General features: G+C 73.3%; 23 protein-coding genes. 10 read left to right on the top strand and 13 right to left on the bottom strand.

Annotated features, from left to right (window positions below):
• Positions 1-331 precede the first annotated feature (331 nt).
• The 4 genes from P2H44_RS14065 to P2H44_RS14050 all read left to right on the top strand — a co-directional run bounded on the left by P2H44_RS14065 (position 332) and on the right by P2H44_RS14050 (position 5,495).
• Positions 332-2,770 carry a mechanosensitive ion channel family protein gene (locus tag P2H44_RS14065; protein WP_275764377.1) on the top strand — a complete coding sequence of 813 codons (2,439 nt, stop codon included), beginning with the start codon at positions 332-334 and terminating at the stop codon, positions 2,768-2,770.
• Positions 2,771-3,141: 371 nt separating this feature from the next.
• The gene (locus P2H44_RS14060; RefSeq protein ID WP_275764376.1) at positions 3,142-3,636 is read left to right on the top strand and encodes a hypothetical protein; all 495 of its coding nucleotides are present in this window, start codon (positions 3,142-3,144) and stop codon (positions 3,634-3,636) included.
• The gene (locus tag P2H44_RS14055) at positions 3,629-4,861 is read left to right on the top strand and encodes an HlyD family secretion protein (RefSeq protein WP_275764375.1); all 1,233 of its coding nucleotides are present in this window, start codon (positions 3,629-3,631) and stop codon (positions 4,859-4,861) included. Before P2H44_RS14060 ends, P2H44_RS14055 begins: the two co-directional genes overlap by 8 nt.
• 70 nt (positions 4,862-4,931) lie before the next feature.
• Positions 4,932-5,495, top strand: coding sequence for a lipid-binding SYLF domain-containing protein (locus tag P2H44_RS14050; RefSeq protein ID WP_275764373.1), 564 nt, complete (start codon positions 4,932-4,934; stop codon positions 5,493-5,495).
• Between the two features lie 55 nt (positions 5,496-5,550).
• On the opposite strand, the gene P2H44_RS14045 is transcribed toward P2H44_RS14050, so the two are convergent.
• Together P2H44_RS14045 and P2H44_RS14040 are read right to left on the bottom strand one after the other, a co-directional pair.
• Positions 5,551-6,063, bottom strand: a complete 513-nt coding sequence (locus P2H44_RS14045) for a hypothetical protein (protein ID WP_275764372.1) — start codon at positions 6,061-6,063, stop codon at positions 5,551-5,553.
• The gene (locus tag P2H44_RS14040; protein ID WP_275764371.1) at positions 6,060-6,407 is read right to left on the bottom strand and encodes a hypothetical protein; all 348 of its coding nucleotides are present in this window, start codon (positions 6,405-6,407) and stop codon (positions 6,060-6,062) included. Before P2H44_RS14040 ends, P2H44_RS14045 begins: the two co-directional genes overlap by 4 nt.
• A 180-nt stretch (positions 6,408-6,587) precedes the next feature.
• Between P2H44_RS14040 and P2H44_RS14035 the strand changes: the two genes are divergently transcribed.
• Positions 6,588-7,301: a DUF6946 family protein gene (locus P2H44_RS14035; RefSeq protein WP_275764370.1), complete on the top strand. Its 714-nt coding sequence runs from the start codon at positions 6,588-6,590 to the stop codon at positions 7,299-7,301.
• 79 nt (positions 7,302-7,380) lie between these two features.
• Here the strand turns inward: P2H44_RS14035 and P2H44_RS14030 are convergent, their stop codons facing one another.
• The 3 genes from P2H44_RS14030 to P2H44_RS14020 all read right to left on the bottom strand — a co-directional run bounded on the left by P2H44_RS14030 (position 7,381) and on the right by P2H44_RS14020 (position 11,507).
• Positions 7,381-8,148 carry an SDR family NAD(P)-dependent oxidoreductase gene (locus P2H44_RS14030; protein ID WP_275764367.1) on the bottom strand — a complete coding sequence of 256 codons (768 nt, stop codon included), beginning with the start codon at positions 8,146-8,148 and terminating at the stop codon, positions 7,381-7,383.
• 149 nt (positions 8,149-8,297) lie between these two features.
• Positions 8,298-9,821 (bottom strand): hypothetical protein, encoded by a 1,524-nt coding sequence (locus tag P2H44_RS14025; RefSeq protein WP_275764365.1) that lies wholly within the window; start codon positions 9,819-9,821, stop codon positions 8,298-8,300.
• Positions 9,822-10,292: 471 nt separating this feature from the next.
• Positions 10,293-11,507 carry an acyl-CoA dehydrogenase gene (locus P2H44_RS14020; RefSeq protein WP_275764364.1) on the bottom strand — a complete coding sequence of 405 codons (1,215 nt, stop codon included), beginning with the start codon at positions 11,505-11,507 and terminating at the stop codon, positions 10,293-10,295.
• A 96-nt stretch (positions 11,508-11,603) separates the two neighbouring features.
• Between P2H44_RS14020 and P2H44_RS14015 the strand changes: the two genes are divergently transcribed.
• On the top strand, positions 11,604-12,506 hold the full coding sequence (locus tag P2H44_RS14015) for a LysR substrate-binding domain-containing protein (protein WP_275764362.1): 903 nt from the start codon (positions 11,604-11,606) through the stop codon (positions 12,504-12,506).
• Positions 12,507-12,872: 366 nt separating this feature from the next.
• Here the strand turns inward: P2H44_RS14015 and P2H44_RS14010 are convergent, their stop codons facing one another.
• The 6 genes from P2H44_RS14010 to P2H44_RS13985 form a co-directional block, all read right to left on the bottom strand.
• Positions 12,873-13,091: a formate dehydrogenase subunit delta gene (locus P2H44_RS14010; protein ID WP_275764361.1), complete on the bottom strand. Its 219-nt coding sequence runs from the start codon at positions 13,089-13,091 to the stop codon at positions 12,873-12,875.
• The gene (fdhD, locus tag P2H44_RS14005) at positions 13,088-13,912 is read right to left on the bottom strand and encodes a formate dehydrogenase accessory sulfurtransferase FdhD (protein WP_275764359.1); all 825 of its coding nucleotides are present in this window, start codon (positions 13,910-13,912) and stop codon (positions 13,088-13,090) included. Before fdhD ends, P2H44_RS14010 begins: the two co-directional genes overlap by 4 nt.
• A complete protein-coding gene (gene fdhF / locus P2H44_RS14000) occupies positions 13,912-16,764 on the bottom strand; it encodes a formate dehydrogenase subunit alpha (RefSeq protein ID WP_275764358.1) in 2,853 nt (950 codons plus the stop codon). The genes fdhD and fdhF overlap by 1 nt, the downstream gene beginning before the upstream one ends.
• A gap of 10 nt (positions 16,765-16,774) precedes the next feature.
• Positions 16,775-18,307 (bottom strand): formate dehydrogenase beta subunit, encoded by a 1,533-nt coding sequence (locus P2H44_RS13995; RefSeq protein WP_275764597.1) that lies wholly within the window; start codon positions 18,305-18,307, stop codon positions 16,775-16,777.
• Positions 18,307-18,831: an NADH-quinone oxidoreductase subunit NuoE family protein gene (locus P2H44_RS13990; protein ID WP_275764356.1), complete on the bottom strand. Its 525-nt coding sequence runs from the start codon at positions 18,829-18,831 to the stop codon at positions 18,307-18,309. Before P2H44_RS13990 ends, P2H44_RS13995 begins: the two co-directional genes overlap by 1 nt.
• Before the next feature lie 62 nt (positions 18,832-18,893).
• Positions 18,894-19,826: a LysR family transcriptional regulator gene (locus P2H44_RS13985; protein ID WP_275764354.1), complete on the bottom strand. Its 933-nt coding sequence runs from the start codon at positions 19,824-19,826 to the stop codon at positions 18,894-18,896.
• Between the two features lie 205 nt (positions 19,827-20,031).
• Between P2H44_RS13985 and P2H44_RS13980 the strand changes: the two genes are divergently transcribed.
• Both P2H44_RS13980 and P2H44_RS13975 read left to right on the top strand, forming a co-directional pair.
• Positions 20,032-20,667 (top strand): glutathione S-transferase N-terminal domain-containing protein, encoded by a 636-nt coding sequence (locus P2H44_RS13980; RefSeq protein ID WP_275764353.1) that lies wholly within the window; start codon positions 20,032-20,034, stop codon positions 20,665-20,667.
• Positions 20,668-20,687: 20 nt separating this feature from the next.
• Positions 20,688-21,155: a DUF3237 domain-containing protein gene (locus P2H44_RS13975; protein WP_275764351.1), complete on the top strand. Its 468-nt coding sequence runs from the start codon at positions 20,688-20,690 to the stop codon at positions 21,153-21,155.
• 77 nt (positions 21,156-21,232) lie between these two features.
• Here the strand turns inward: P2H44_RS13975 and P2H44_RS13970 are convergent, their stop codons facing one another.
• Positions 21,233-22,750, bottom strand: a complete 1,518-nt coding sequence (locus P2H44_RS13970; protein ID WP_275764350.1) for a class I adenylate-forming enzyme family protein — start codon at positions 22,748-22,750, stop codon at positions 21,233-21,235.
• 155 nt (positions 22,751-22,905) lie between these two features.
• Here P2H44_RS13970 and P2H44_RS13965 point away from each other — a divergent pair, with 155 nt between their 5' ends.
• Complete coding sequence (locus P2H44_RS13965) at positions 22,906-24,099, top strand: iron-containing alcohol dehydrogenase (RefSeq protein ID WP_275764349.1); 1,194 nt, start codon at positions 22,906-22,908, stop codon at positions 24,097-24,099.
• A 328-nt stretch (positions 24,100-24,427) separates the two neighbouring features.
• Here P2H44_RS13965 and P2H44_RS13960 read toward each other — a convergent pair whose 3' ends face one another.
• Entirely contained in the window at positions 24,428-25,267 is an 840-nt protein-coding gene (locus P2H44_RS13960; protein ID WP_275764348.1) for an SDR family NAD(P)-dependent oxidoreductase, read from the bottom strand.
• Between the two features lie 78 nt (positions 25,268-25,345).
• Here P2H44_RS13960 and P2H44_RS13955 point away from each other — a divergent pair, with 78 nt between their 5' ends.
• Positions 25,346-26,623: a TetR/AcrR family transcriptional regulator gene (locus P2H44_RS13955; protein WP_275764347.1), complete on the top strand. Its 1,278-nt coding sequence runs from the start codon at positions 25,346-25,348 to the stop codon at positions 26,621-26,623.
• Positions 26,624-26,961 lie beyond the last annotated feature (338 nt).

The following is a 26,961-nucleotide window of genomic DNA, read 5'->3' as shown; positions in this document are numbered from 1 at the left end:
CGATCGCGCGTCGGCCGATCCGGTCCGCGCCGGCGCGGGCGCAACCCAGGCGCGACCTGTCCGCGTCTCCGCCGTCCTGGCCCGCAGGGGCGCCGCGGGGCAGCGATCCCGGGCGCCGCAGGGGCGCCGATGCAGAAACGCCGCCTCCCCTTGATATTCGCGAATCGGCGGCTAGCCCGTCCGGTGACGCTTGGATAAGGTCCGCTCGATGGAGGCGGATTCCAGATCAGCGACGCGCCCATTCGACGCCGGCGCGACGGGATCCGCGAGGGGATTGTCGAGGCCGATGATGACCACGTTCTGCGACCGCGCGCGACCGGGCGCCCATGCCATGAGGCGGGGAGCCGCCGCGCTCCGGGCCGCGCTGTTCCTCGTCCTCGCGACGCTCGTCCTGGTCTCGCCGCCCGCCTCCGCGCAGGAGACGGCGGCGCCCGAGGCCGCCGCCCCCGCCCTGCCCGACCCGCTGACGCCCGAGGCCGCCCGCGCCCTGGTCGCGGGCCTCTCGGACGAGGACGTCCGCCACCTCCTGCTCGAGCGGCTCGACGCCGTGGCGCAGGAGGAGGCCGCCCGGTCCGAGGCCGCCGTGCCGGGGATCGAGGCCGCCGGCGCCGCCGTGGGCGCGCACCTGATCGACCAGGTCCTCGACGCGGGCGCACGCTTCCGCGCGCTGGGCCGCACCTTCGCGGCCTTCGGGGCCGAGGGCGGGCTGGGGGGCGCGCTGCTCCTGCTGGTGCTGATCGCGGTCGGCGCGGCGGTGGGCTTCGCGGCCAACTTCGTCGTCCGGCGCATGGTCGCCTCCGCCTGGCGCGAGCCCTCGCTCTACGTCGCGGTCGAGCGTCCGGCGCCGGCGCCGGTCGAGGCCGCGCCCGAAGCCGTCGCGGCCGCCGCCGCCGAGCCCGCCCCGGCCCCCGAGGCCGCCCCCGAGGCCGCCGCATTGGCCGCGCCGCCCGCCGCGCCGGAGCCGCAGACGCCGCCCGAGCCGGTGATGGTCGTCTCCTCCTCCCGCCGCCTGCATGCCGCGCTGCGCCGCTTCGCGATCTCGGTCGCGGGCATTGTCGGCTTCGCCATCGCCGCGGGCCTGCTGCTGCGGGTGGTCTTCCCGCTGGTCTTCGAGACCGAGTTCCCCCGCGCCGCCGCCTGGCAGATCCTGGCCGCCATCGGCATCAACGTGCCGCTCTTCGCCGCCGCGCTGACGCTGGCGCTGTCGCCCGACCGGCCGGAGCTGCGGCTGCTGTCGGCCACCGACGCCGACGCGACGCGCGCCTGGCGGGGCTATTTCGCGCTCGCCATCCTGATGGCCGTGCTCACCCGCCTGTCGGCGATCATGGCCCTGGCCGGCGAGGATCCCGCCGAGGGCTGGTTCTTCTGGCTGGCGCTGATCTTCGTGGTCGCCGCCTGCTGGTTCACCTGGCGCGAGCGCGACACCCTCTCGGGCATGATGGCCGCGCCGAACGAGTCGGTCGTCCCCGGAACCTGGCCGCATGTCTGGCCGCGGCTGGCCATCGTGCTGATCGTGGGCCAGTGGCTGATCGCCGAGCTGATCCTGGCGCTGAACCCCGGCGAGCCGCTGGGCGGGCAGGCGCGGCTGGGCGTGTCGCTGGTGCTGGTGCTGCCGGCGATCGACAGCCTGATCCGCGCCATCGCCCTGCGTCTCGCCCCGGGCACGACCGGCTCGGGCGAGGCCGCGCAGGACGCGGGCGGGCGCGTGGCGCGGGCCTATCTGCGCATGGGCCGGGTCTTCGTCTACGTGGGCCTGGTGCTGCTGCTGGCGAAGCTGTGGGGCCTCTCGCTGTTCGGCCTCGCGGCCTCGGGCGTGGGGGCGGGCGTCGCCGCCGGCGCCATGCGCTTCCTGACCATCGCGGCGGTCGGCTACATCCTCTTCGAGCTGGTCAACATCCAGTTCCTGACGCGCCTGAGCCGCGAGGCCACGGGCGAGAAGGCCGAGCCCGGGGCCGAGGACGTCGAGGGCGGCGGCGCCGCCGCCTCGCGGCTCGCGACCGTGCTGCCGCTGATGCGCTGGGCGGCGCTCAGCTTCGTGGCCGTCTTCACGATCATGCTCGCGCTCTCCCAGGCGGGCGTGGACATCGCGCCCCTGATCGCGGGCGCCGGCGTCTTCGGCCTCGCCATCGGCTTCGGCGCGCAGAAGCTGGTGTCGGACGTGGTCTCGGGCCTGTTCTTCCTGGTCGACGACGCCTTCCGCACCGGCGAGTTCATCGACGTCGGCGGCACCTTCGGCTCGGTCGAGAAGATCTCGGTCCGCTCGGTGCAGCTGCGCCACCACCTGGGCGCAGTCCACACGATCCCCTACGGCGACATCTCCAAGGTCACCAACTACAGCCGCGACTGGGTGATCATGAAGCTGAAGTTCACCGTCCCCTTCGGCACCGATCCCAACAAGATCAAGAAGATCTTCAAGCAGATCGGCAAGGAGCTGTGGGAGATGCCCGAGTATCGCGCCGACATGATCGAGCCGTTCAAGAGCCAGGGCGTGCTGGAGTTCGACGACGTCGGCATCGTGGTGCGCGGCAAGTTCATGGCCAAGCCCGGCCGCCAGTTCGTGGTCCGCAAGGAGATCCTGAACCGCGTGAACAAGGCCTTCTCCGAGGCGGGGATCGAGTTCGCCCGCCGCGAAGTGCGGGTGCGCGTCACCGACGAGGACGGCGAGGAGATCCCCGCCGACAGCGCCAAGGGCCAGGCCGCCGTCGGCGCCGCCGCCCAGGCCGCGGCCCAGCAGACCGAGGGCGGAGGAACCCCGGCCGACGCCCGCTGAGGCGAGCGTCCGACCCAGGCCTTCCCGCCCCCGCGCCCGCCCGGCCGCTCGTCGACCCGGGCCGGCGCGTCCCCGCCGGGCCCCGGCCGGCCGCCGCCACGGCGCGGACGTCCGGGCCCCGACGCCTCCGGCGCGCTCCGCGCGGCGCGCCTCCCCGCCCCGGCCCGTCCGGGGCCCGCGCCCCAGCCCCTTCCGGGGGCCGCGACGCGCCCGAGGATCCAGCCGGCCCGGCGCCCGTCGGACCGGCGCGCGGCCCTCGCGACCGCCCCTTCCGGCCCTCCGGCCTTCGGGGCGGCGGCGAGGGCCGCGCAGCCCGCACTCCTCCCCGTCGGCGTGTCGCCGGCCGGGACCGAACCACCGGAGGCTCCGCCTTGGCAGATCCGACCCCCGCCGCGTCCCCCGGCGCGGCCCTCGCCGACACGCACGGCGTCGTTCTCGAACACGTGCCCTATTTCGTGACGCCCCCGGGCCAGCCCGACCAGATGCTGGTGGTGGTGGGCCTGTTCCTGCTGGCGGTGATCGTCAGCATCGGGCTGGTGTATTTCTACATGCACGCCCTGCCCGAGAAGATGGCCCACCGGGCCAGCCACACCCAGTTCCAGCTGGTCGGCATCCTCGCGCTGCTGGCGCTGTTCACCCACAACTCGGTGTTCTGGGTTGGCGCGCTGCTGCTGGCGGCGCTGAACATCCCCGACTTCCTGTCGCCGCTGAACAAGATCGCCGACGCGCTCTCGGTCGCGGCCCGGCGGCTCGATCCGCAGCCGGCGAGCGAGCGCGACGCGCCCGAGACCGCGGCGCCGGCCTTCTCCGCCGCGCCCACCCCCTCGCCCGAGGCGTCCGCCGGGAAGGAGACCCGCGATGTTTGAGCTGCTGTTCTGCTCCTCGGTCACGATCCTTCCCGACTACCTGTTCCGCCGCTACGTGCAGGGCAAGCGCCTGGGCCACGAGATCACCCTGTTCTCGGTCTGGTACGAGCTGCGCTGGGGCCTGACGCTGTGCGTGCTGCTGACGGTGTCGCTGATCACGCTGGTGTTCTACTTCCACCCGTCCTCGACCAACGTCACGGCGATGTTCCGCACCGTCTCGATCCTGCCCGAGCGCAACGGCCGGGTGTCGGAGGTCTACGTCGGCATCTCCGACGAGGTGAAGGAGGGCCAGCCGCTGTTCAAGCTGGACGACACCGCCCAGCAGGCCGCGGCGGCGACCGCGCGCAGCCGGCTGGCCGAGCTCGACGCCAACGCCCAGCTCGCCGAGGCGCAGATCGACGCCGCCCAGGCCCAGCTCGACGCGTCCAACAGCGCCCTCGACCTCGCCAACATCGAGTACGACCGCAACGTCGAGCTCAACAAGCGCAACCCCAACGTGGTCGCGCAGCGCGAGCTCGACCGCCTGCAGGCCCAGGTGAAGAGCGCCCAGGGCCAGGTCGACGCCGCGAAGGCGCAGCTCGAGACGGCGCGCAAGACGCTGCAGGTCCAGATTCCCGCGCAGAAGGCCTCGGCCCAGGCGCAGCTGGACGAGGCGCAGGTGCAGATCGACAAGTCCCTGGTGACGGCGGGCACCGACGGCCAGCTCCAGCAGTTCACCCTGCGCCCCGGCGACGTGGTGAACCCGATGCTGCGCCCCGCCGGCATCATGGTGCCCGCGGGCGCCGGGCGGAACCAGTTCGTGGCCGGCTTCGACCAGATCTCGGCCGAGGTGCTCAAGGTCGGCATGATCGGCGAGATCACCTGCCCCTCGCGCCCCATGGACGTGATCCCGGTGTTCGTGACCGAGGTGCAGGACGTCTACGCCTCGGGTCAGTTCCGCTCGACCGACAACCTGGCGGACGTGACCACCAACCGCCAGCCGGGCACGGTGCTGGTGTTCATGGCCCCGATCTACAAGGCGGACGAGGGCAAGATCACGCTCGGCAGCCGCTGCGTGGCGAACGCCTACACGTCGAACTACGAGAAGCTGGAGGACCCCGACCTCGGCCTGGGGACCTTCGTGTTCTACCACGTGGTGGACACGGTCGCGATCATCCACGCGGCCATCCTGCGCGCGCAGACCCTGCTTCTGCCGGTCCGCACGCTGGTTCTGGGCGGTCACTGACCGCGCGCCCGCGCCGCGCGGGCCCGGGCGCCGGCCCGGGCCCGTCGGCGCCTGAAGGGGGAGGAAGACGATGAACAGACGCAAGGCGCTCGCCGCTGGCGCCGCCCTGGCGCTCGCCGCCGCCGCGGGGCTCTCGCCCGCCGCGCCGGCCCGCGCCCAGAGCCTGCCCGAGCTCGAGGCGATGGCCGACCAGACGATGCAGCGCCTGGTCGCCACCCAGCCCGTCACGCAGGAGATGTTCGACCGCGCCGCCGGCCTGCTGATCTTCCCCGAGATCGTGAAGGGCGGCCTGCTGATCGGCGGCTCGACCGGCAAGGGCGTGCTGCGGGTGAACGGCGAGACGACGGGCGTCTACCGCTCGGCCTCGGTCTCCTACGGCCTGCAGGCGGGCATCCAGCGCTTCGGCTACGTGATGGTGTTCATGACCGAGGGCGCGCTGAGCTACCTCGACGATACCGACGGGTGGGAGGTGGGCGTGGGCCCCTCGGTGGTGGTGGCCGACGACGGGATGCTGGCCGGGCGCCTGTCGACCACGACCTACCAGGACGGGGTCTACGTGTTCTTCGTCGACCAGAAGGGCTATTTCGCCGGCGCCGGGATCGAGGGCACCAAGATCACCCGCATCGGGGAGTGAGCGCCTCCGAAGGATCGGGGGCGGGCAGCCCGCCCGCCCCCTGCCGTCCCGCGGCTCAGTAGGCGTCGCAGACGCCGTCGCCGTTGTTGTCGACGCAGGTGTTGTCGGTATCGCCGGAGTTGGCGATCGCCGCCCCCACGCCCAGGCCGACCACGCCGCCGATCAGCGCCCCCGCCAGACCGTCGTTGTCGTCGTCGTCGTAATAGACGCGGCCGCCCGCGCCGTAGTGGCGATAGTTCGGCCGCCCGCGGTTCACCACGATGTTGTTGCCGCTCTTGTAGTTGACGCCCGAGCCGTGGCGGCTGCCCGCCCCGATCTTGGGCTTGCGCGCCGGCGCGCCCGCGCGCTTGCCCGGCATCTTGGGCTTGCCCGACTTCTTCGCCATCAGCATCGGCGCCTCCTGCGAGGCGGGGGCGCCCGCCAGGCCGGGGATCGCGAGCGGCTGGATCAGGCCGGAGGGGGCGGGCGAGGCCGTCGCCCCCGTCGCCGGCAGGCCGTCCGACGGGGCCGCTCCCGCCGCGCTCGCGGCGAGGCAGGCGGCCGCGGCGGCCAGGACCAGGGACCTCATTCCTCGGCCTTCAGGTCGTAGTCGGTGCGGATGCCCTCCCACTGCTCCAGCATCGCCGGGCAATCGATCTCGGCCGCCGGCACCGCCGAGCCGTAGCCCAGCCCCGTGGCGTAGAGGAACGCGATGTCCGAGCCGACGTCCTGCAGGATCAGGTCGAACAGGTGGTGCGCCTCCTCCTTGAAGGTGGGGCGGTCGGCCTCGTCCGTGCAGGCGTAGGCGTTGCCGATGGCGATGGACAGGCCCCGCACCTTGTCGGCGATCGCGCCCTGATCGTCGGACTGGGCCTGCGCCGCGGGGGCCGCGGCCAGCAGGCATCCCGCCAGGATCGCAATGGTTCTTTTCATCGAATCTCTCTCCCTGTGGGCCGCTGGGCGCGGCCGGCCTGCGACAGAATAGCCGCAACCGGGCCGCCCACCAATGAACCATCGCGGCTTGTCGCGCCGACCGCGGACGGCGGGCGCGGCATCGGCGTCGCGCAGGGGCGCGCGATGCAGGCTTCGCGGCGAAGGACCCATCGCCTATGAATGCTCGATTGCAACGCGAGCCGGCGCCCCTCGCCGCCCGCAGAAGGAGTTTCGACCATCCCCCGCATTCACGTGCCCTCGACCGGCCCCGACGATTGGAAATCCCTGCTGGCGGACCCCGCGACCCAGTGGAAACGCGGCCATTCCGCGATGGCGGCCGCCCTGTCGTGGGAGGCCGCCGCCGACGGCCTTCCCCCCGAGATCGCCGCGCTGTTCGACGACGAGCCCGAGCTCCTGCTCGCCCTGCCCGAGCACAAGGTCGCCCTGCCCGGCGGCCGCGCCAGCCAGTGCGACGTGTTCGCCCTGGTCCGCACCGGAGGGCAGACGCTCGCCCTCGCGGTCGAGGCGAAGGTCCACGAGCCCTTCGGCCCCTCCGTCGGCGACTGGCTGCGCGACGCCTCCACCGGCAAGCTCGCGCGGATGCGGTTCCTGTGCGATCTGCTGGGCCTGTCGGACGCGCCGCCGACGGGGCTGCGCTACCAGCTCCTGCACCGGACCGCAGCGGCGGCGCTGGAGGCGGAGCGGTTCAAGACCGACCGGGCTGGGATGATCGTGCAGTCCTTTTGCCAGAACCACCGCTGGTTCAAGGACTTCGAGGACTTCGCCCGGCTGATGGGGGCCGAGGCCGCGCCCGGCGCGGCGAGCGTGGTGCGCCTCCCCTCCGGCCGTCCGCTGATGCTGGGCTGGGCCGTCGGCTCGAAGGACTTCATCTAGGCGGAGGCCCCGGCGGGGCCGTCCGCGCAAGACGCCCGGGGCGCGGCGGCGGCCGCCGCCGCGCCCCGGGCGCGTCGCCTCAGCGCCGCGCGCCGGCGGTCGAGCCGCCGTCCACCTGGTAGAGGCCGCCGGTGCAGAAGCTCGCCTCGTCCGACAGCAGCCAGCAGACCAGCGCCGCGACCTCCTCGGGCTCGCCGTAGCGGCCCATCGGGATCGCGGCCTTCAGCATCTCCGCCGCCCGGGCCGGGTCGCCCTTGCCGTAGCCCTCCTCCAGCGCGTGGATCATGCGGGTGTCGATGGGGGCGGGGTGCACGGTGTTGACCCGGATGCCGTGGGGCGCGCCCTCCAGCGCCGCGGTGCGCATCAGGCCGATCACCGCGTGCTTGGACGTCGTGTAGCGCGACAGCCCCGTCGCCCCCCGCAGGCCCGCGGTCGAGGAGGTGATGACGACCGAGCCGCCCGTCGCCTTCATCGCCGGGAACAGCGCCGCGAGGCCCACGAAGGGCCCGCGCACGTTCACCCGCATCACCTGGTCGAAGGCGTCCACGTCGCCCTCGTCCAGCGGCCGGATCGGGCCCTCGACGCCGGCGTTCAGGAAGGCCGCGTCGATCTTGCCGAAGGCCTTCATGCCCTGGTCGACGGCCGCCTGCATCACCGCGGGCTCGGCCACGTCGCCCGGCGTGATCTCGGCGCCCCCGATCTCGTCGGCCAGCGCCTTCAGCTTGCCCTCGTCCAGGTCCTGCAGCACCAGCTTCGCGCCCTCGGCCGCCATGCGGCGGGCGGTGACGGCGCCGATGCCGCCGGTGGCGCCGGTGATCAGCGCGATCTTGCCTTCGAAACGAGCCATGGTCTTCCTCCCGCCCGGATCCGGCCGGGCTCCGGCCCGGCGCGGCCGGGCGGTTCTGGTTGTTCGTTGGGACGTCCCGCGCCCGGAGCGCGGGCGCGGGACGGATCCTGGCGCGGGGGCCTGCTTTCGGCCCCCGCCGCGGCCGGGCCTCAGCCCGCCCGCTTCCACACCTGCAGGGGCGCGCCGCCGTCGGGGGCGGGCTCTGTCCCCGGCACGATCTCGCCCGCGGCGCCCACCGGCTCCTCTGCGCCGTCGGTCAGCCAGGCGATGGCGGCCGCGTCCCCGGCCGGCACCGTCGCCACCGTGCGCCGCCCGTCCTGGGTGCGCGCCACGATCACCCCGTTCCGCGGGGCGCCGTCGCGGCCGTAGAAGACCGTGTAGGTCTCGACCGTGGCCGGGCCTGCGTAGTCCTCGACGAGCTCGGGAACCTCCTCGCGGATCGCGTCCGCGTCGGCCTGGTGGTCGAACGAGGCGGGAAAGACCGCGCCCGGGATCCGCTCGCGCCCCAGCACCACGGTGCAGCTGTAGGTGGCGTGGCCGCCGTTGGCGAAGACCAGGCCCAGCTTCGCGCCGTCGCGGATGCGCCCGACCATGGCCGCGATCGCGTGGCTCATCACGTTGCCGATCGGCCCGCCCCCGAAGGTCAGCCCGCCGTAGACGGTGGCGGGCTTGTCCGCCGGCCAGCCCAGCACGCGCCGCGCCATCTTCGGCACGCAGGGGAAGCAGGAATAGAGCTCCACCGCGTCCAGGTCCCTGGCCGAGACCTTGTTCTTCTCCAGCGTCTTGCGGATCGAGACCTCGATGGTCGCGGTGCGGTCGTAGCGGTCGCGCCGGAGCACGTCCGCATCCTCCTGCGCGCGGGCCGAGAGGCCGATGTGAACCAGCCGGTCGTCGGGGATCCCCGCCTCGCGCGCGGCCGCGAGGCTCGCCACGATGAACCCCGCCCCCTGGTTGACCGAGCCGTTGGCGACCATGAGCTTCGAGTAGGGGAAGGCGATGGGCCGGTTGCCGCCCTCGGGCGAGAGGATGTCGGCGGGCTCCAGCGGCTTGCGCAGCCAGGCGTCGGGATTCTCGGCCGCGACCTTGGACATCAGCGACCAGATCTCGGCGCTCTCGGCCTGGCCTTCGGCGAGGGTCTGGCCCCAGGCGGCCCGGCAGCCGTTCTCGTAGAGCGGGTAGACGTCGACCGGCGCCGTCAGCCCGTAGCGGGCGCGCAGCATCCCTTTCGAGCGTCGCTCGGAGGAGGCGCGCGAGGCGTTGGCGTCGCCGGCCCCCTGCGCCGCGGCGCGCCGGGCCGCGGTGCGCAGCGCCTCGCCCCCGGTGACGGCGGCGACCTCGACCTCGCCCGCGCCGATCAGGTTGGCGGCCTCGGCCAGCAGCGTCACCGGCCCGTCGCCCATGGGGCCCGCGGTGACCTTGCGGTGCGCGGGAGCGGCGCCCAGCGCCTCGGCCGCCTTGTCGGCGAGGTCGGTCAGCCCGGGGAAGGAGATCTGGTCGACGATGGCGATCGAGCCGAGCCGCGCCAGCCAGCCGCCGCCCGCGTCCGCATCCGCGCGCCGCAGCGCCTCGACCATCAGGCCGAGCGAATCGAGCCCCTGCAGGGGGTCCTCGGGCCGGTCGTTCACCTGCCCCACGCCGATGATGACGGGTATCCGCCGCGGGTCGTCGCTCACGCACGCCCCTCCTTGCTGTGCGCTCCGCGCCCGCCCCGCAGGGCCGCGCCGGAGCCTCCTCCACCGCTCGCGACGCTATTTGCCGGTCGGCCGGTCGTCAATCGGCGCTCCCGACGACGCCGGCGCGCTCGCCCCCTGCCCTGACGTCGCCCCAGCAGGCGCCCCTCCGCCCCAAGCCCCGCCGCGAGCGCCTGTTCTTCGGAGCCGTCCGTCGCTGATGCCGTGAAGAGCGAGTCGGGGGGAGGGGTCCAGGATCGCGAAGCGACCCCGCGCAAGCGGGGCTTGTCCTTGACCCCTCCCGCCGACTCGCTCAGGCATCAACAGCGACGGACGGATCCGAAGGACAGGCGCGGCCCTGTTCTTGGGTGGGTTCTCGAAGCGAAAAAGCCCCCGCCGAAGCGGGGGCCCTGAGGCCCGCAAGGGCCGAGGCATAGGAATGCCCGCGTCAGCGGGCGCCGTTCGATCGGCGGCTCAGAAGAACGCCTGCAGCCCGGTCTGGGCGCGGCCCAGGATCAGCGCGTGGACGTCATGCGCGCCTTCGTAGGTGTTCACCGTCTCCAGGTTCATCGCGTGGCGCATCACGTGGTACTCGGCCGAGATCCCGTTGCCGCCGTGCATGTCCCGGGCCATCCGCGCGATGTCCAGCGCCTTGCCGCAGTTGTTGCGCTTGATGATCGAGATCATCTCGGGCGCCGCCATGGCGCGGTCCATCAGACGCCCCACGCGAAGGGCGGCCTGCAGGCCCAGCGCGATCTCGGTCTGCATGTCCGCGAGCTTCTTCTGGAACAGCTGCGTGTTCGCCAGCGGCCGGTTGAACTGCTTGCGGTCGAGCCCGTACTGCCGCGCCCGGAACCAGCAGTCCTCGGCCGCCCCCATCACCCCCCAGGCGATGCCGTAGCGGGCGCGGTTGAGGCAGCCGAACGGACCCGTCAGGCCCTCGACGTTGGGCAGGAGCGCGTCCTCGCCGACCTCGACCCCCTGCATGGAGATCGAGCCGGTGATCGAGGCGCGAAGCGACAGCTTCTGCTCGATCTTCGGCGCCGACAGCCCCTTCATCCCCTTCTCGAGCACGAAGCCGCGGATCTTGCCGCCGTGGGCGTCGGACTTGGCCCAGACCACGAAGACGTCGGCGAAGGGCGCGTTCGAGATCCACATCTTCTCGCCGGTCAGCCGGTAGCCGCCGTCGATCTTCTCGGCGCGAGTCTTCATGCCGCCGGGATCGGAGCCGGCCTCCGGCTCGGTCAGCCCGAAGCAGCCGATCAGCGTGCCGGCGGCGAGGCCCGGCAGGTACTTCTTGCGCTGCTCTTCCGAGCCGTAGGCGTAGATCGGGTACATCACCAGCGAGCTCTGCACCGACATCATCGAGCGGTAGCCCGAATCCACCCGCTCCACCTCGCGCGCGATCAGGCCGTAGCTCACGTAGCCCGCGCCGATCCCGCCGTATTCCTCGGGGATGGTCGAGCCGAGCAGCCCCATCTCGCCCATCTCGGCGAAGATCTCGGGCTCCGAGGTCTCCTCGAGGAAGGCTTTCGTGACGCGGGTCGCCAGCTTCTCCTGCGCGAAGGCGTGGGCGGCGTCCATCAGCGCGCGCTCGTCCTCCTCCAGCTGGTCGGCCAGCAGGAACGGGTCCTCCCACACGAACGACGCCTGCGACGGGCGGTCCTTGGGCTTCAGCTGCGCGCTCATGGCGTCCTCCTCCAGTTGCGGTTTGCGTCTCAATACCGGCTTCCGGCCCCATCTCAAAATTTGTTTCCCGCATGAATTCATGCAATATCCACAAGAATGAGCCATCCTCGCCGCCTCTACCCCTCGATCACCGCCCTCTGCGCCTTCGAGGCCGTGGCGCGCCTGGGCAGCTTCACCGAGGCCGCCGCCGAGCTGTCGCTGAGCCAGAGCGCCCTGTCCCGCCAGATCGGCGCGCTGGAGGATCAGCTCGGCCGCCGGCTGCTGGAGCGCTCCACCCGCCGGGTCGCCCTGACGCCCGAGGGGGCGGCCTACGCGCGCGAGGTGGCGCCGGCGCTCGCCCGGATCCGGGACGCGACGCTGGGGGTGATGACCGACTCGGGCCGCCGCTCGCTGACCATCGCGCTGCTGCCGACCTTCGGCGCCCGCTGGCTGATGCCGCGCATGCCCCGTTTCGCCGCCCTGCACCCGGAGGTGACCATCGCCTTCGCCACCCGGATCGGCCGCTTCGACCTGGCGGCCGAGCGGATCGACGCCGCGATCCACCACGGCGCCGACGACTGGCCCGACGCCCGCCTGACGCCCCTGATGGCCGAGACGGTGATCCCCGTCGCCTCCCCCGCCTTCCCCGGCGCGGCCGAGGGCCTCTCGCCCGAGGCGGTGCGCGAGGCGCCGAAGCTCCTGATGCGATCGCGCCCCCACGACTGGCAGGACTGGTTCGCCGCCCACGCGCTGCCCGCCGCGCCTGCGCAGGGCATGGCCTTCGAGCAGTTCGCCCTGGTGATCCAGGCCTGCCAGGCAGGTGTGGGGCTGGCGCTCGCACCCGACTTCCTGGTGCGCCCCGAGCTCGCCGACGGCCGCCTGGTGCAGGTGGGCCGCGGCATCCGCTCCCGCGGCGCCTACTGGTTCGCCGAGCCCGCCGAAGGCCCGGCCCGCGAGTCCACCCGCCTGTTCCGCGACTGGCTCCTCGCCGAAGCCGCCGCCGGCGCGCACGCCCCCTGAGCAGCCCCCCAGCTCCCCCGGCGGCCATCCCCCCGTCGCCCGCCCGGGCGCCCCGGCGCGCGGCCTGCGGCCCTCGCATAGCGCCTGTTCTCCGGAGCCGTCTCTCGCGGATGCCGGAAAGAGCGACTCGTCCTCCCCCGTCAGGGATCGCGAAGCGACCCGCGCTTGCGCGGGCTTGTCCTTGACCGGCGGGGGCGAGTCGCTCAGGCATCCATCGGCGAGAGACGGCTCCGGAGGACAGGCGCGGGCCCTGTTCTTGGGTGAGTCAGGAGCCCGCCGGAGGCTCCGACGCCCGCCCCTCCTGGCACGCCCTTCGACAGGGGCCCAAGCCCGCCCGCAGGGCGCCTCCGTCCCCCGCCGCCGCCGTCAGGCGGCGGTCTTCAGCGCCTCGGCCGCGCCGCGCCGCGCGAGGGGGTCGAGCCCCGCGCCCCCGGCGTCGAGATGCGCGCGCAGGCCCGCCCGCATCCGCGGATCCCAGAACTGGCGGATGTGCTCGGCGACGCCGTCGACCGCCTCCTCCTCGGGATAGGCCTGGAAGAAGGCGGCGATCTGGTTGGCCATGCGGACCAGCTCGTCCGTCTTCATGTCCGTCCCTCCCCTGGGTCCGCGGGATCGAAGACCATCAGCGCCTCGCCCGCCAGCCCCGCCACCCGCAGCCCCGCCTGCGCCGCCACCCGCAGCGCCAGCGCCGAGGGGGCGGAGACCGCGGCCAGGAACGGCGCGCGCATCATGCAGGCCTTCTGCACCATCTCGACGCCCACTCGGCTCGACAGGATCACGAAGCCGGCGGAGGCGTCGCGCCCCTCGCGCGCCAGCGCGCCGGCGAGCTTGTCGAGCGCGTTGTGGCGACCGACGTCCTCGCGCACCCGCTCCACCGTCCCGTCCATCGCGCAATAGGCGGCGGCGTGGGTGGAGCGGTTCTCGGCCTTCATCCGCTGCGCCTCGGGGAAGGCGGCGAAGGCGGCCAGCACCGCCGCGGCCTCCGGCAGGCGGCCCTTCACGCGGGGCGGGCGGGGCACGGCGGCGGCGATGGTCTGCGCGCCGCAGATCCCGCAGCCGGCGCGGCCGGCGAGCGTGCGGCGGCGATCCTCGGCCGCGGCCACCCGGCCGGGGTCCAGCACCAGGTTCGCGACGATGCCGTCGGCGGCCTCGGCGAGGCGCAGGGAGGCCAGGTCCCCGGCCCGCTCGATCAGCCCCTCGGTCAGGGCGAAGCCGACGCAGAAATCCTCGAGGTCCGCGGGCGTCGCCATCATCACCGCGAAGCTCTCGCCGTTGAGCAGGATCGCGACCGGCGTCTCCTCGGGCACCGCCCAGGCGGCGGGACGCTCGCCGTCGGGACCGACCAGCCGGCCGGGGGCGGCGGGCGAGACCGAGCCGTCGGAGACGTCGAGGCGCAGGATCTCCATCACTCGGCCGCCGGGACCGCGACGCGGTGGTGGACGTCCTCCATCTCGCGCCGCCACTCCTGCCAGTCCGACGGGCCGTTCGAGGGCGTCACCTGCACCGCCGTCACCTTGTATTCCGGGCAGTTGGTGGCCCAGTCGGAGTTGTCGGTGGTGATCACGTTGGCCCCCGAGGTCGGGTGGTGGAAGGTGGTGTAGACCACCCCCTGCGGCATCCGCTCGGAGATCTCGGCCCGCAGCATCGTCGAACCCGTCCGCGAGGCGACCGAGACGAAGTCGCCGTCGGCGATCCCCCGCTCCTCGGCGTCGTGGGGGTGGATCTCGAGCACGTCCTCCGCGTGCCAGCGCGAGTTCTCGGTGCGGCGCGTCTGGGCGCCGACGTTGTACTGGCTGAGGATTCTCCCAGTCGTCAGGATCAGCGGGAAGCGGCGGTTGGCGCGCTCCGAGGTCGGCACGAACTCGGTCAGCATGAAGCGGCCCTTGCCGCGCACGAAGCCGTCGACATGCATGATCGGGGCGCCGTTCGGGAAGGCCTCGTTCACCGGCCACTGGAGGGACGGCCCCGCGTCCAGCCGCGCGAAGCTGACGCCCGCGAAGGAGGGCGTCAGGCGGGCGATCTCGTCCATGATTTCCGAGGGGCTCTCATAGGCCATGTCGTAGCCCATGGCGCGGGCGAGCCGGCAGACCGCCTCGGATTCCGAGAGGCCGGACTTGGGGGCCATCACCGGGCGGACGCGGTTGATGCGCCGCTCGGCGTTGGTGAAGGTGCCGTCCTTCTCCAGGAACGAGGTTCCGGGCAGGAAGACGTGGGCGAAGGCGGCGGTTTCGTTGAGGAACAGGTCCTGGACGACCACGCAGTCCATCGCGCGCAGGGCCTCGTGGACGTGCAGCGTGTTGGGATCGGACTGGGCGATGTCCTCGCCCTGCACGAAGAGGCCGCGGAAGCTCCCCGCCAGAGCCGCGGCGAACATGTTGGGGATGCGCAGGCCCGGCTCGTCGAGCAGGGGGACGCCCCAGTCGGCCTCGAACTCCGCCCGCGCGGCGTCGTCGGAGATGTGGCGGTAGCCCGGCAGCTCGTGCGGGAACGAGCCCATGTCGCAGGAGCCCTGCACGTTGTTCTGCCCGCGCAGCGGGTTCACGCCCACCCCCTCGCGCCCGATGTTGCCGGTCGCCATCGCGAGGTTCGCCATGGCCATCACCATGGTCGAGCCCTGGGAGTGCTCGGTGACGCCCAACCCGTAGTAGATCGCGGCGTTCCCGCCGGTGGCGAAGAGGCGGGCGGCCTCGCGCAGGGTGTTCGGATCCGTGCCGATGGTCTCGGCCAGCGCCTCGGGGGAGTTGCGCTCTTCGGCCACGAAATCGCGCCAGCGCTGGAAGTCCTTCGCCTCGCAGCGCTCGGCGACGAAGGCCTCGTCCACCAGACCCTCGGTCACGACCACATGGGCCAGCGCGTTCATCACCGCCACGTTGGTCCCGGGGCGAAGCTGGACGTGGTGAGCGGCCTGCACGTGCGGGGTCCGCACCAGGTCGATCTTGCGGGGATCAAGCACGATCAGCTTCGCGCCCTCGCGCAGGCGCTTCTTCATGCGGCTGGCGAAGACCGGGTGCGCGTCGGTGGGGTTGGCGCCGATCAGCAGGATCACATCCGCGCGTTCCACAGACTTGAAATTCTGGGTGCCGGCCGACGTCCCGAACGTCTGCTTCAGCCCGTAGCCGGTCGGCGAGTGGCAGACGCGCGCGCAGGTGTCGACGTTGTTGTTGCCGAAGGCCGCGCGGATCATCTTCTGGACGACGTAGACTTCCTCGTTGGTGCAGCGGGACGAGGTGATGCCGCCGATCGAGCTCTTGCCGTGCTCGGACTGGATGGCCTTGAAGCGGGCGGCGGCGAAGGCGATCGCCTCGTCCCAGCTCACCTTGCGCCAGGGGTCGGTGATCGCGTCCCGGATCATCGGCTCGGTCTGGCGGTCCTTGTGGGTGGCGTAGCCCCAGGCGAAGCGGCCCTTCACGCAGGAGTGGCCCTCGTTGGCGCCGCCGGACTTGGAGGGGACCATGCGGATCACCTCGTTCCCCTGCATCTCGGCGCGGAAGGAGCAGCCGACGCCGCAATAGGCGCAGGTGGTGTCGACGTGGCGGGTCGGCGTGCCGTGCGCGACCACCGACTTCTCGACCAGCGTCGCCGTCGGGCAGGCCTGCACGCAGGCGCCGCAGGAGACGCAGTCGGAGGAGAAGAAATCGTCGAAGGCGGCCCCCGCCGAGACGCGGCTCTCGAAGCCCCGGCCCTCGATGGTCAGCGCGAACGTCCCCTGAACTTCCTCGCAGGCGCGCACGCAGCGGGAGCAGACGATGCACTTCGAGGAATCGAACTGGAAGTAGGGGTTCGACAGGTCGATGGGGGCGGCGTGGGCGGCGTCGTGGTGGTTGTCGCCGTCCATCGCGTAGCGGACTTCGCGCAGGCCCACGGCGCCGGCCATGTCCTGCAGTTCGCAGTCGCCGTTGGCCCCGCAGGTCAGGCAGTCGAGCGGGTGGTCGGAGATGTAGAGCTCCATCACCCCCTTGCGCAGCTTTTCAAGGCGCGCGGACTGGGTGGTGACCCGCATACCCTCGCGCACCGGCGTGGTGCAGGAGGCGGGGGTGCCCTTCACCCCCTCGATCTCCACCAGGCACATGCGGCAGGAGCCCCAGGCCTCCAGCATGTCGGTGGCGCAGAGCTTGGGAATGTCCCGCTCCACGTGCGAGGCGGCGGCCATGACGGACGTGCCCTCGGGGACCGAGACCGGCTCGCCGTCGATCCACAGCGTCACCGAGGCGCCCTCGCGGGCCGGGGTGCCGCGGTCGATTTCCTTCATGAGGCCCATGTCGATCTCCTCACTCGGCGGCCTGGGCGGGCGCCCGGTCGAAATCCTCGGGGAACAGGCGCAGGGCCGAGAGCACCGGCATCGGCGTCAGGCCCCCCATGGCGCAGAGCGAGCCGTCGCGCATCAGCTCGCACAGGTCCTCGACCAGCACCATGTTGGCGGCGACGTTCTCGCCGCGCAGGATTTTTTCCACCGTCTCCCGGCCGCGGGTGGCGCCGACCCGGCAGGGGGTGCACTTGCCGCAGCTCTCGATCTCGCAGAACTCGAAGGCGAAGCGGGCCATGGCGCCCATGTCCACCGTGTCGTCGAAGACCGTGATCCCGCCGTGGCCGAGCATCGCGCCCGCCTCGGCCAGCGCCTCGTAGTCCATCGGCAGGTCCAGCTGCTCGTCGCAGACATAGGCGCCCAGCGGCCCGCCGAGCTGGGCCGTGCGGAACGAGCGGCCAGAGGCGGTTCCGCCGCCGAAGCCCTCGATCAGCTCGCGCACGGTGACGCCGAAGGCTTTCTCGATGAGGCCGCCGCGGGCGACGTTGCCGCCCAGCGTGAAGGGCTGCGTGCCGGTAGAGCGGCCCATGCCGAAGTCGCGGTAAAACTCGGGCCCCTTCGACAGGATCAGCGGGCCGGCGGCCAGCGTCAGGACGTTGTTGACGACGGTGGGCTCGCCGAACAGGCCCTGGATGGCGGGGATCGGGGGCTTGGCGCGGACCACGCCGCGGCGGCCCTCGATGCTGTTCAGCATCGAGCTCTCCTCGCCGCAGATGTAGGCGCCGGCGCCGCGGCGGACCCGCAGGCGGAAGGCGCGGCCGGAGCCGCCGACGTCCTCTCCCAGCCAGCCGGCGCGCTCCATGACCTCGATGGCCGCGGTCATGCGGGCGATGGCCTCGGGGTATTCGGACCGGATGTAGATCCAGCCCTCCGTGGCCCCCGTGGCGAGGCCTGCGATGGCCATGCCCTCGATCAGGAGGAACGGGTCCCCCTCCATCAGCATCCGGTCGGCATAGGCGCCGCTGTCGCCCTCGTCGGCGTTGCAGCAGACGTGTTTTCGGGAGGCCGTCTGCTCGTGGACCGTCTTCCACTTGATGCCGGTCGGGAAGCCCGCGCCGCCGCGGCCGCGCAGGCCGCTGTCGAGCACCGCGGCGCAGATCGCCGAGGGCTCCATCCCCAGCGCCGCGCGCAGGCCGGCGAGGCCGCCGTGCGCCTCGTAGGCCGCCAGGTCCAGCGGCGCGATGATCCCGCAGCGGGCGAAGGTCAGGCGCTCCTGATCCGCGAACCAGGGCAGGTCCTCGGGGCGGCCGAGGCGCAGGGGGTGCGGGCCGGCGGAGGGCAGAACCTCCGCAAGGCCGGGCGCGTCGTCGGGCGTCGCCGGGCCGTAGGCGATGCGGCCCTCGGGCGTCTCGACCTCCACCATCGGCTCCAGCCACAGGGCGCCGCGGGAGCCGGTGCGGACGATCTCCGCGCCCGGCAGGCGGGCGGCGAGCGCCGCCGCGACCTCATCCGCGCCGACCGAGCGGGCGGCGCTGTCGTCGGGCACGTAGAGGCGGATCATCGCACGGGCTCCGAAAGGGCGGCGTCGAGCGCCGCGTCGATCCGCTCGGGCGAGGCGCGGCCGACCAGCCGGCCGTCCACCCGGGCGGCGGGGGCCAGCGCGCAGTTGCCCAGGCAATAGACCGGCTTGATCGTGACGCCGTCGGCCGAGGTCTCGCCCAGCGCCGCGCCGCGGCGGGCGCAGACGGCGGCGATCAGGGCCTCGGCCCCCATCGCCTGGCAGGACTCGCCGCGGCAGAGCTGCAGCTCGACCCGGCCTTCGGGGGCCTGGCGGAAATCGTGGTAGAAGGTCAGCACGCCATGCACCTCGGCCCGGCCCAGGTTCAGGGCGCGGGCGATCTCGGGGACCGCCTCGGGGGCCACGTGGCCCTCGGCCGCCTGGAGGTCGTGCAGGATCTCGATCAGCGCCGCGGGCTCGTCGCCGTGGCGCGCGCAGATCTCGCGCGCGACCTCGTGCGCCGCGCCGCGCAGCGGCAGGGGAGAGGCGTCGCCCGAACGGGTCGGCCTGGCTGGATCCGGCATTCGGGGCGTCCTCCCTATGCGCGCTGGCTCGGCGTTTCGCGCGCCATTGTGACGCCCGGGCGTCAGGACTTCAAATCGGGCGTTTCTATCGCTTGATCGGTCGCGTCGATCATCGCGGCCGCCACCCCTCCCGCGGCCTGCATCAGCCCCTCGACCAGCAGGGGCAGCGGGTCGCGGTCGAGCGTCGCGAGCCCCACCGGGCGCGAGACGGCGGGCGCGACCAGCGGGATCGCCTGCAACCCCTCGCCCCCCGCCACCAGGTCCCCGAACCGCTCGGGCAGGGCCGCGCAGAAGCGGCCCGTGCGGACCAGCGCGCAGAGCGAGATCATGGAATTGCTCTCGACCTCCGGCACGGCCGCGGCGCCGGCCTCGGCGAAGGCCGCGTCGATGATCCGGCGGTTGCGCATGTCAGGCGTCAGGGCGCACAGCGCATGCGCCGCCGCCTCCGCCCAGCCGACCGCGGCGCGCCCCGCCAGCGGATGGCCCGGCGCCACGAACAGGCGGTAGCGCTCGGGGTAGAGGGGGCGGGTCAGGAACGGCGAGGCGGCGTCGTCGAGATAGGTGACGCCCACGTCGATCTCGAAATCCTCCAGCCCCTGCGCGATGCGGGCGGAGGAGCGCGACAGCACCTCGAACCGCACCCGGGGCCAGCGGTCGCGCAGGGCGGTGATCAGCCCCGCCACCGCCGGCAGGGCCGAGGGGATCACGCCCAGGCTCAGCCGCCCCTCGGGGCCCCCGTCGCCGACGGCGAGGTCGTCGCGCAGCCCCTCCCAGTCCTCGACGATGCGCCGGGCCCAGCGCAGCACGCGCTCGCCCTCCGGCGTCAGGCCGTGGAAGCGCTGGCCGCGGGCGACGAGGGGGGCGCCCAGCTCCTCCTCCAGCTGGCGGATGCGGGCCGAGAGGGTGGGCTGGGTGACGCCGCAGGCCTCCGCCGCGCGCGAGAAGTGCTTCTCCCGCGCGAGCGCGATCAGGTAGCGCAGCTGGCGGATGTCCATGGCGGGCCTCCAGTCCCCTTCGCCGCGCACCCTAGGGGTTTCGCGCCGGCCTCGCCACGCCAGCCTGACAGCCGAGGGAGAGGGGACGCCCGCTCGACGCCCCCGCCGACGGGCCCGGCTTGACCACCCCGGCCGACGCGCCCCGCTTGACCGCCGCGGCGGGCGCGGCGAGGCTGCCCCCGGTCCGACGCCGCGCGAGGTCGCCATGTACCGCCTCTACTCCGCCACCCCCAGTCCCTTCGCCCGCAAGGTGCGCATCCAGCTGCTGGAGAAGGAGATCCCCTTCGAGCTGGTGACCGAGGTCCCCTGGAACGCCGACGCCGAGGTCCCCGCGGTGAACCCGCTGGGCAAGGTCCCCGCGCTGGTGCTGGAGAGCGGCGAGGCGATCTTCGACAGCCGCTACGTGAACGAGTGGATCGAGGCGAAGCACCCGTCCCCGCCGCTGGTCCCCGAGGCGCTGGACGACCGCCTGGCGGTGAAGCGCTACGAGGTGCTTGGCGACGGCATCTGCGACGCGCTGGTGCTGATGTTCTTCGAGAAATCCCGCGCGCCCGAGAAGTTCAGCCAGGAATGGTTCGACCGCCAGCTGCGCAAGGTCGACGGGGGCCTCGCCGAGCTCTCGCGCCTGGTCGGCGAGGGCGAATGGGCCTGGGGCGACCGCTTCACCCAGGCGGACATTTCCACCGGGGCGGCGCTGAAATACCTCGAGGTGCGCTGGCCGGACTTCCCCTGGCGGGCGCGGCATCCCAACCTCGCGGCCCTGTCCGACCGGCTGGAGGCGCGTCCCTCCTTCGCCGCCACCGTCCCCACGCCCCAGGCGATCCGCGACCGCGTCGCCTGATCCCCCTCCCGGAGCCGCCCATGTCCTTCTCCCCGACCGAGCCCCGCCTGCTGCCCTGCTGGGAGGCGCATGTCGACATCGCCCCCACGCAGGACCATGGGCCGGGCCCGGACGGCCATCGCTTCGTGGTGCCGATCCTGGGCGGTCGGTTCGCGGGGCGGCTCGCGCCCGAGACCGACGCGCCGCGCCCCTTCGCGGGCGAGATCCTGCCCGGCGGCTTCGACCTCCAGCGCCTGCGTCCCGACGGGCGCAAGGAGCTGGAGGCGATCTACCACATGCGCACCGACGCGGGCGACGCGATCGAGGTCCGCAACCTGGTGCTGATCGACTACGCGGCGGACGGCTCGCTCGCCTACGCCCGCTCCCGTATCTTCGTCTCGGCGCCCGAGGGGCCGTGCGGGTGGCTGAACGCGCGGGTCTTCGTGGGAACGCTGGAGGTGGTGCGCCCGCAGGAGCAGGTGCTGATCCGCGCGTTCCTGCTGGCCTGAGCGCGGGCCGCCGTGGGCGCGGCGGCGGCTTTCGCGGCGGGCGGGCGGTCGGCTGCGGCGGCGCATCGGGATGCGCCCTACGCCTGCTTGCGCAGCTCGGTCTTCAGCACCTTGCCGTAGGCGTTCTTCGGCAGCTCGTCGAGGAACCGCCAGTGTTTGGGCTTCTTGAAAGAGGCCATGCGCGCGCGGCACCAGGCGTCGAGCGTCTCGGGCCCGCAGTCCGCGCCCGGGTGCAGGACCACGAAGGCCAGCACGTCCTCGCCCCACTCCGCGCTCGGCACGCCGATCACCGAGACCTCGGCGACCCCGGCGTGCGCCAGCAGCGTCTCCTCGACCTCGCGGGGGTAGATGTTGGTCCCGCCCGAGATGATCACGTCCTTCGAGCGGTCGGTCAGGGTCAGGAACCCGTCGGCGTCGAGCCGCCCGACGTCGCCGGTGCGCAGCCAGCCGTCCACCAGCGTCTCGGCGGTGGCCTCGGGGCGGTTCCAGTAGCCCTTCATCACCGTCGCGCCGCGCACCACGATCTCGCCCGGCGCGTCCACGGGCACGTCGGCCATCGCCTCGTCCACCACCCGCACCTCGACGCAGGCCTGGGCGTAGCCGACCGAGCCGCGCCGCGCCTCCGCCCGCGGGTGGGCGCGGTCGGCGACCATGTCCCGGGGCAGGACGGTGATAGTCATCGGGCTCTCGCCCTGGCCGTAGATCTGCACGAAGCGCGGGCCCATCAGGTCCACCGCCTCGTCGAGATCGGCGAGGTACATCGGCCCGCCCCCGTAGATCACGGTGCGCACCCCCTCGCCCCGCCAGCCCGAGGCGCGGGCATGCGCCACCAGCCGGCGGATCATGGTGGGGGCCGCGAAGAACACGAGGTCGCCCAGCGCGCGGGCCAGCGCCTCGATCTCCGCCGGATCGAACCCCTGCCCCGGCGGGATCACGTGGCAGGCGCCCAGACGGATGTAGTGGAAGGTGTAGAGGCCCGCCCCGTGGGACATCGGCGCCGCGTAGAGGGGATGGTCGCTCGCCCGCGCCGGGTCGACGTCGAGCGGGTAGGTCATGGCCATCGCCCGCAGCGCGCCGTGGGTCAGCATCACCCCCTTCGGCCGCCCGGTGGTGCCGGAGGTGTAGAACAGCCAGGCGAGGTCGTCCTCGCGCGCCTCCCGCGGCGGCGTTGTCCGGTCCCCGGGTCCCGGCGTCGCGGCCTCGGCGAAGTCCCCGGAGTGCAGCCCCACCTCCAGGCAGTCCGCCGGCCAGTCGGGCCGGGTCGAGAGATCGCCCGTCTCGGTCACCGCCAGCCGGGCGCCGGCGTCGGCGACGATCCAGGCGGCCTCGGCGGGGTGGAGCTTGTGGTTCACCGGCACGATCGCCGCCCCGATCCACAGCGCCGCGTGCATCACCGCCAGGTAGTCCGGCCCGTTCTTCGCGAACAGCACCACCCGGTCGCCCGGCCCCACGCCCCTCGCGGCGAAGCCCCGCGCCAGCGCCCGGGTGCGGGCGGCGTAGTCGCCATAGGTCGCGTGCAGCGCCTCGCCCACCCTCACGGCGGGGGCCTCGGGGCGGCGCGCGGCGGTCTGGTGCAGCCAGAGGGCGATGTTCATCTCGGGGTCCCGGTTCCTGCGTCCTGCTCCGGTTCTAGCGCAGCCGGCGCCTTGCGCGCGACACCTGCCGTCGGCGCAGGTCGCATCCGCTATCGCCAGCGCGCCCGTCCCGCGCCATGCTGGGCGCAAAGACAAGAGACGGGAGGATTCAGATCATGACGACCGACACGCAGGCCGAGGCGGCCGAATTGCTCAGCGGCGCCCTCGACCTCGCCCCGATGGAGCGGGTGGTCTTCGGACGCCCCGCGGCGGAGGCGGTGGTCGAGGAGATGGCCCGGGCCGGCCTGAAGCGGGCCTTCGTGACCTCGACCCGCTCGCTCGCCCGGGCGGAGGGCGGCCCGCTCGCCCGCGTGATCGCGGGCCTGGGCGACGCCTGCGTGGGGATCTACGACCACGTCTCGGCCCATTCGCCCGAGGCGGAGGTGATCGAGATCGCCCGCGCCGCGCGCGCCGCCGGCGCCGACGTGCTGGTGCCGGTGGGCGGCGGCTCGGTCATCGACACGACCAAGGCGGTGCAGATCTGCCTCGAGGAAGGCGTCGACACGGTCGAGGGGCTGCGCGCCCAGGCCGACCGCTGGAAGCCCTCCTCCGACCTGCGGCCGAAGGGGGAGATCCGGGCGATCTCGGTCTCGACCACGCTGTCGGCGGCCGAGTTCACCGGGATCGCCGGCATCTCCAACCCCGAGGCGGGGGTGAAGCACGGCTTCTCCAAGCCGGTCCTGATCCCGCGGGTGGCGGTGCTGGACCCGGCCTCGACCGACACGACGCCGCTGGAGCTGCTGGTCTCGACCGGCATGCGGGCGATGGACCACGCCTGCGAGGCGTTCTGCTCGCCCACAGCCAACCCGATGACCGACCTCTACGCGCTGGGCGCCGCGCACCGGCTGTCGCGCGCCCTGCCCGCGATCCGCGAGCGGCCCGACGACCTGCTGGCCCGCCAGGACGCGCAGTTCGGCATGTGGCAGGCGATCCTGGCGCTGACCGGGGGCGCGGGCTCGGGCGCGAGCCACGGCATCGGCTACGCGCTGGGGGCGGGCTTCGGGGTGCCCCACGGGGTGACGAGCTGCGTGATGCTGCCCGCGGTGATGCGCTGGAACGCGGCGGTGAACGGGGAGCGGCAGCGCACCCTCGCCGCCGCGCTGGGGGACCCCGGCCGCGCCGCCGGCGACCTGCTGGCCGAGCTGGTGCAGGTCCTCGGCGTGCCCGGCAGCCTGCAGGCGGCCGGCCTGACCGAGGCGGACCTGCCCACGCTGGCCGAGAAGGCGATGGGCTACGGCCCGGTGCGCCGCAACCCCCGCAAGATCGCGGGGCCCCAGGACGTGCGGGAGATCCTGGAACTCGCGTTCTGAGACCGGAGGGCGGGGGCGCAGGCGCCCTCGCCCGCCTCGCCGGGAAGTCCGGGGCAGGAGGGCGGGCTGTAAGAACCAAACGTCGCGCTCCGCTTTCGCGAAAGTCGACGGAACCGCAGCGCGCCCCGAAATAGGGCGCGATCGACGTTCGCGCTGATGTTCACCTTACTTTACTGAAATAATTAGAAAACAATTTGGGTCAGGGCGCCGTCCCTCCAAGCGACGGCTCCGGCCCGGCGCCCCGCCTGTAGCGCCTTCGCCGGGGCCGCCCTCCCCCGCGCCGAAGGCGCGAGGCCGCGCGCAGCGCGGCCCGGCGCCCGGCGTCAGCCTATTCCGCGGCCTTCGCCTCTCCACCCAGCGCCGCCGAGAAGCCCTTCGCCCCGGAATAGGGATGCGAGGACGACAGCCCCCCGTCCACCACCAGCGCATGGCCGTTCACGTAGCTCGACAGCGGCGAGGCGAGGAACAGCGCGGCCGAGGCGATCTCGTCCGGCACGCCGCCGCGCTGCAGCGGGTTCATCATCCCGATCGGCACCTCGATCCCCTGCTTCTGGGCGTATTCGTAGATCGGGCGGGTCATCTCGGTGGCGATCAGGCCCGGGCAGATGCAGTTCACCCGCACGCCGGTCCCCGCCAGCGCCTGCGCCGCGGTCTGCGTCAGGTTCACCACCCCCGCCTTCGAGGCGGAGTAGCCCGCCGGCCCCGCGTTGGCCCGGATGCCCGCCACCGAGGCGGTCATGATGATCGAGCCGCCGCCCCGCGCCGTCATCTTCGGCGCCGCGTGGCGGATCGCGAGGTAAGGGCCGATCAGGTTCACCCGCAGCACCTCGGCCCAGACGTCCGGGCCCGCGTCCAGGAACTCCCGCACGCCGCCGGTGATGCCGGCGTTGGCGAATACCACGTCGAGCCCGCCGAACTCCGCCTCCGCGGCCTCCATCGCGGCGGCGACGTCGGGCTCGTTCCCTGCGTCCATCCGCCGGGCCGAGGCGCGGCCTCCCGCGGAGCGGATCTCCTCGGCCACGCCCTCGACCGTCTCGGCCCAGTCGCAGCAGACCACCGCCGCGCCGGCGGCCGCGAACATCAGCGCGCTCGCCCGTCCGATGCCCGAGCCCGCGCCGGTCACCACCGCCACCTTGCCCGACAGGTCCACGCCTTCCTGCGGCTTCATGCTCTCTCCTCCCTTTCAAATGGGCGGGGCGCGCTCGCCGGATGGACGGCGCCCCCGCGCTCTTGCTATTTCGGGACCATGACACTGGACGCCCCGCAGATCACGGATCCATCCGACCGCTGGCGCAAGAAACGCGAGCGGATCCTCGACGCGGCCGACGAGCTGATCTCGTCCCGCGGGCTGAAGGGGCTGACCTTCGGGGCGGTGGGCGAGGCGGTGGGGCTGAACACCACCTCGATCACCTACTACTTCAAGCGCAAGGAGCAGCTGGCCGCCGCCGCGCTCGACCGCGCGGTCGCGCGCCTCGACGCCGCCGCCGAGGCCGCCGGCGCCGCCCCCGATCCGCGCGCGCGCGTCGCGCTGTTCATCGCCCAGCGGCTGGAGCAGGAGCGGCGGGTGCGCGCCGGCGAGGATCGCCACATCGCCATCCTGTCGGAGATCCGCGCCCTCGACGATCCCGTGCGGCAGGAGCTGATCGACCGTTACAAGGCGATGCGCGCCAAGACGGCGGGCTTCTTCGCGCCCGGCCCCTTCGATCCCGCCGCCGCGGCCCGCACGCCCGCGCCGCCCCGCGACGTGGCCTGCGCGCAGGTGCTGCTGGACGTCACCCACTGGATGCGCGCCTGGCTGCACCATTACCGGACCGAGGATTTCGACCGCATCGGCGCGCGGATGGTGGACATCCTGTCCGACGGGCTCGCCGCCCCCGGCGGCGGCTGGGCGCCGCGCCCGCTGGAGATCGACCCGCCCGAGGTCGACGGCCCCTCGGGCGAGCCGGGGCCGGAGGCGTTCCTGCGCGCGGCCACCGTGCTGGTGAACGTGCGCGGCTACCGCGGCGCCTCGGTCGAGCGGATCGCGGCGCAGCTGGGCGTCTCGAAGGGCAGCTTCTATCACCACCTCGAGGGCAAGGACGACCTGGTCCTCGACTGCTTCGGGCGCAGCTACGAGCGGGTGGCCCGCGCCCAGACCCTGGCGATGGAGCTGCCGGGCACGGGGTGGGAGCGGCTCGCCGACTGCGTGGGCGCGCTGCTGGCGCGCCAGTTCGACGCCCGCTTCCCGCTCCTGCGCATCACCGCCCTGCACGCCCTGCCCCAGGACCTGCGCGCCCGCGCCCTGCGCGGGGCGGACCGCATGGCGCGGCGCTACGCGGGCATGATCTCGGACGGGATCGCCGACGGCTCGGTGCGGCCGGTGGACCCGATGATCGCCTCCCAGTGCCTCGCGGTGATGATCAACGGCGCCTACGACGTGCATCCCTGGGCGCAGGCCCTGCCGATGCCGCGGGACGAGGCGATCGCCCTCTACGCCTCGGTGCTGGCCTTCGGCATGTTCCGCGGCGCGACGCCCGAGGGCTGACGCCGGACGAAGGTCCTGACGCTGGAGGTCGTCGAGGCGGAGGCAGCCTCGCGGACGGGCGCTCCCGCCTCCGCGGTCCCGCGTCGCGCCTGCGGTGGACCGCGCCTGCAATCGTTTGCACCGAAACCCGCATCACCCATGGAACGGCCGGCTCGACGCCTTCCCGCCCCAACGCCCAAGGCTGGCCGCGCGGCAGCGGACCTCCGTCCGCCTCGCCGGTCCAATCCGGCCGATAGGACGAAGGATCGTGCAGGAAGCTATTTTAATCCGGGTTAAAATATGCGACACGAGCCTCCGGGGGAGCGCGCCGGCGCTGGACCGCGCCGCGGGCGCCTCCC

Origin of the sequence: Albimonas marina, assembly GCF_029223255.1 — a bacterium.
Classification (GTDB): Bacteria; Pseudomonadota; Alphaproteobacteria; order Rhodobacterales; family Rhodobacteraceae; genus Albimonas.
Note: the sequence above shows the minus strand (reverse complement) of the source record. Positions and strands in the feature narration are given on the sequence as shown.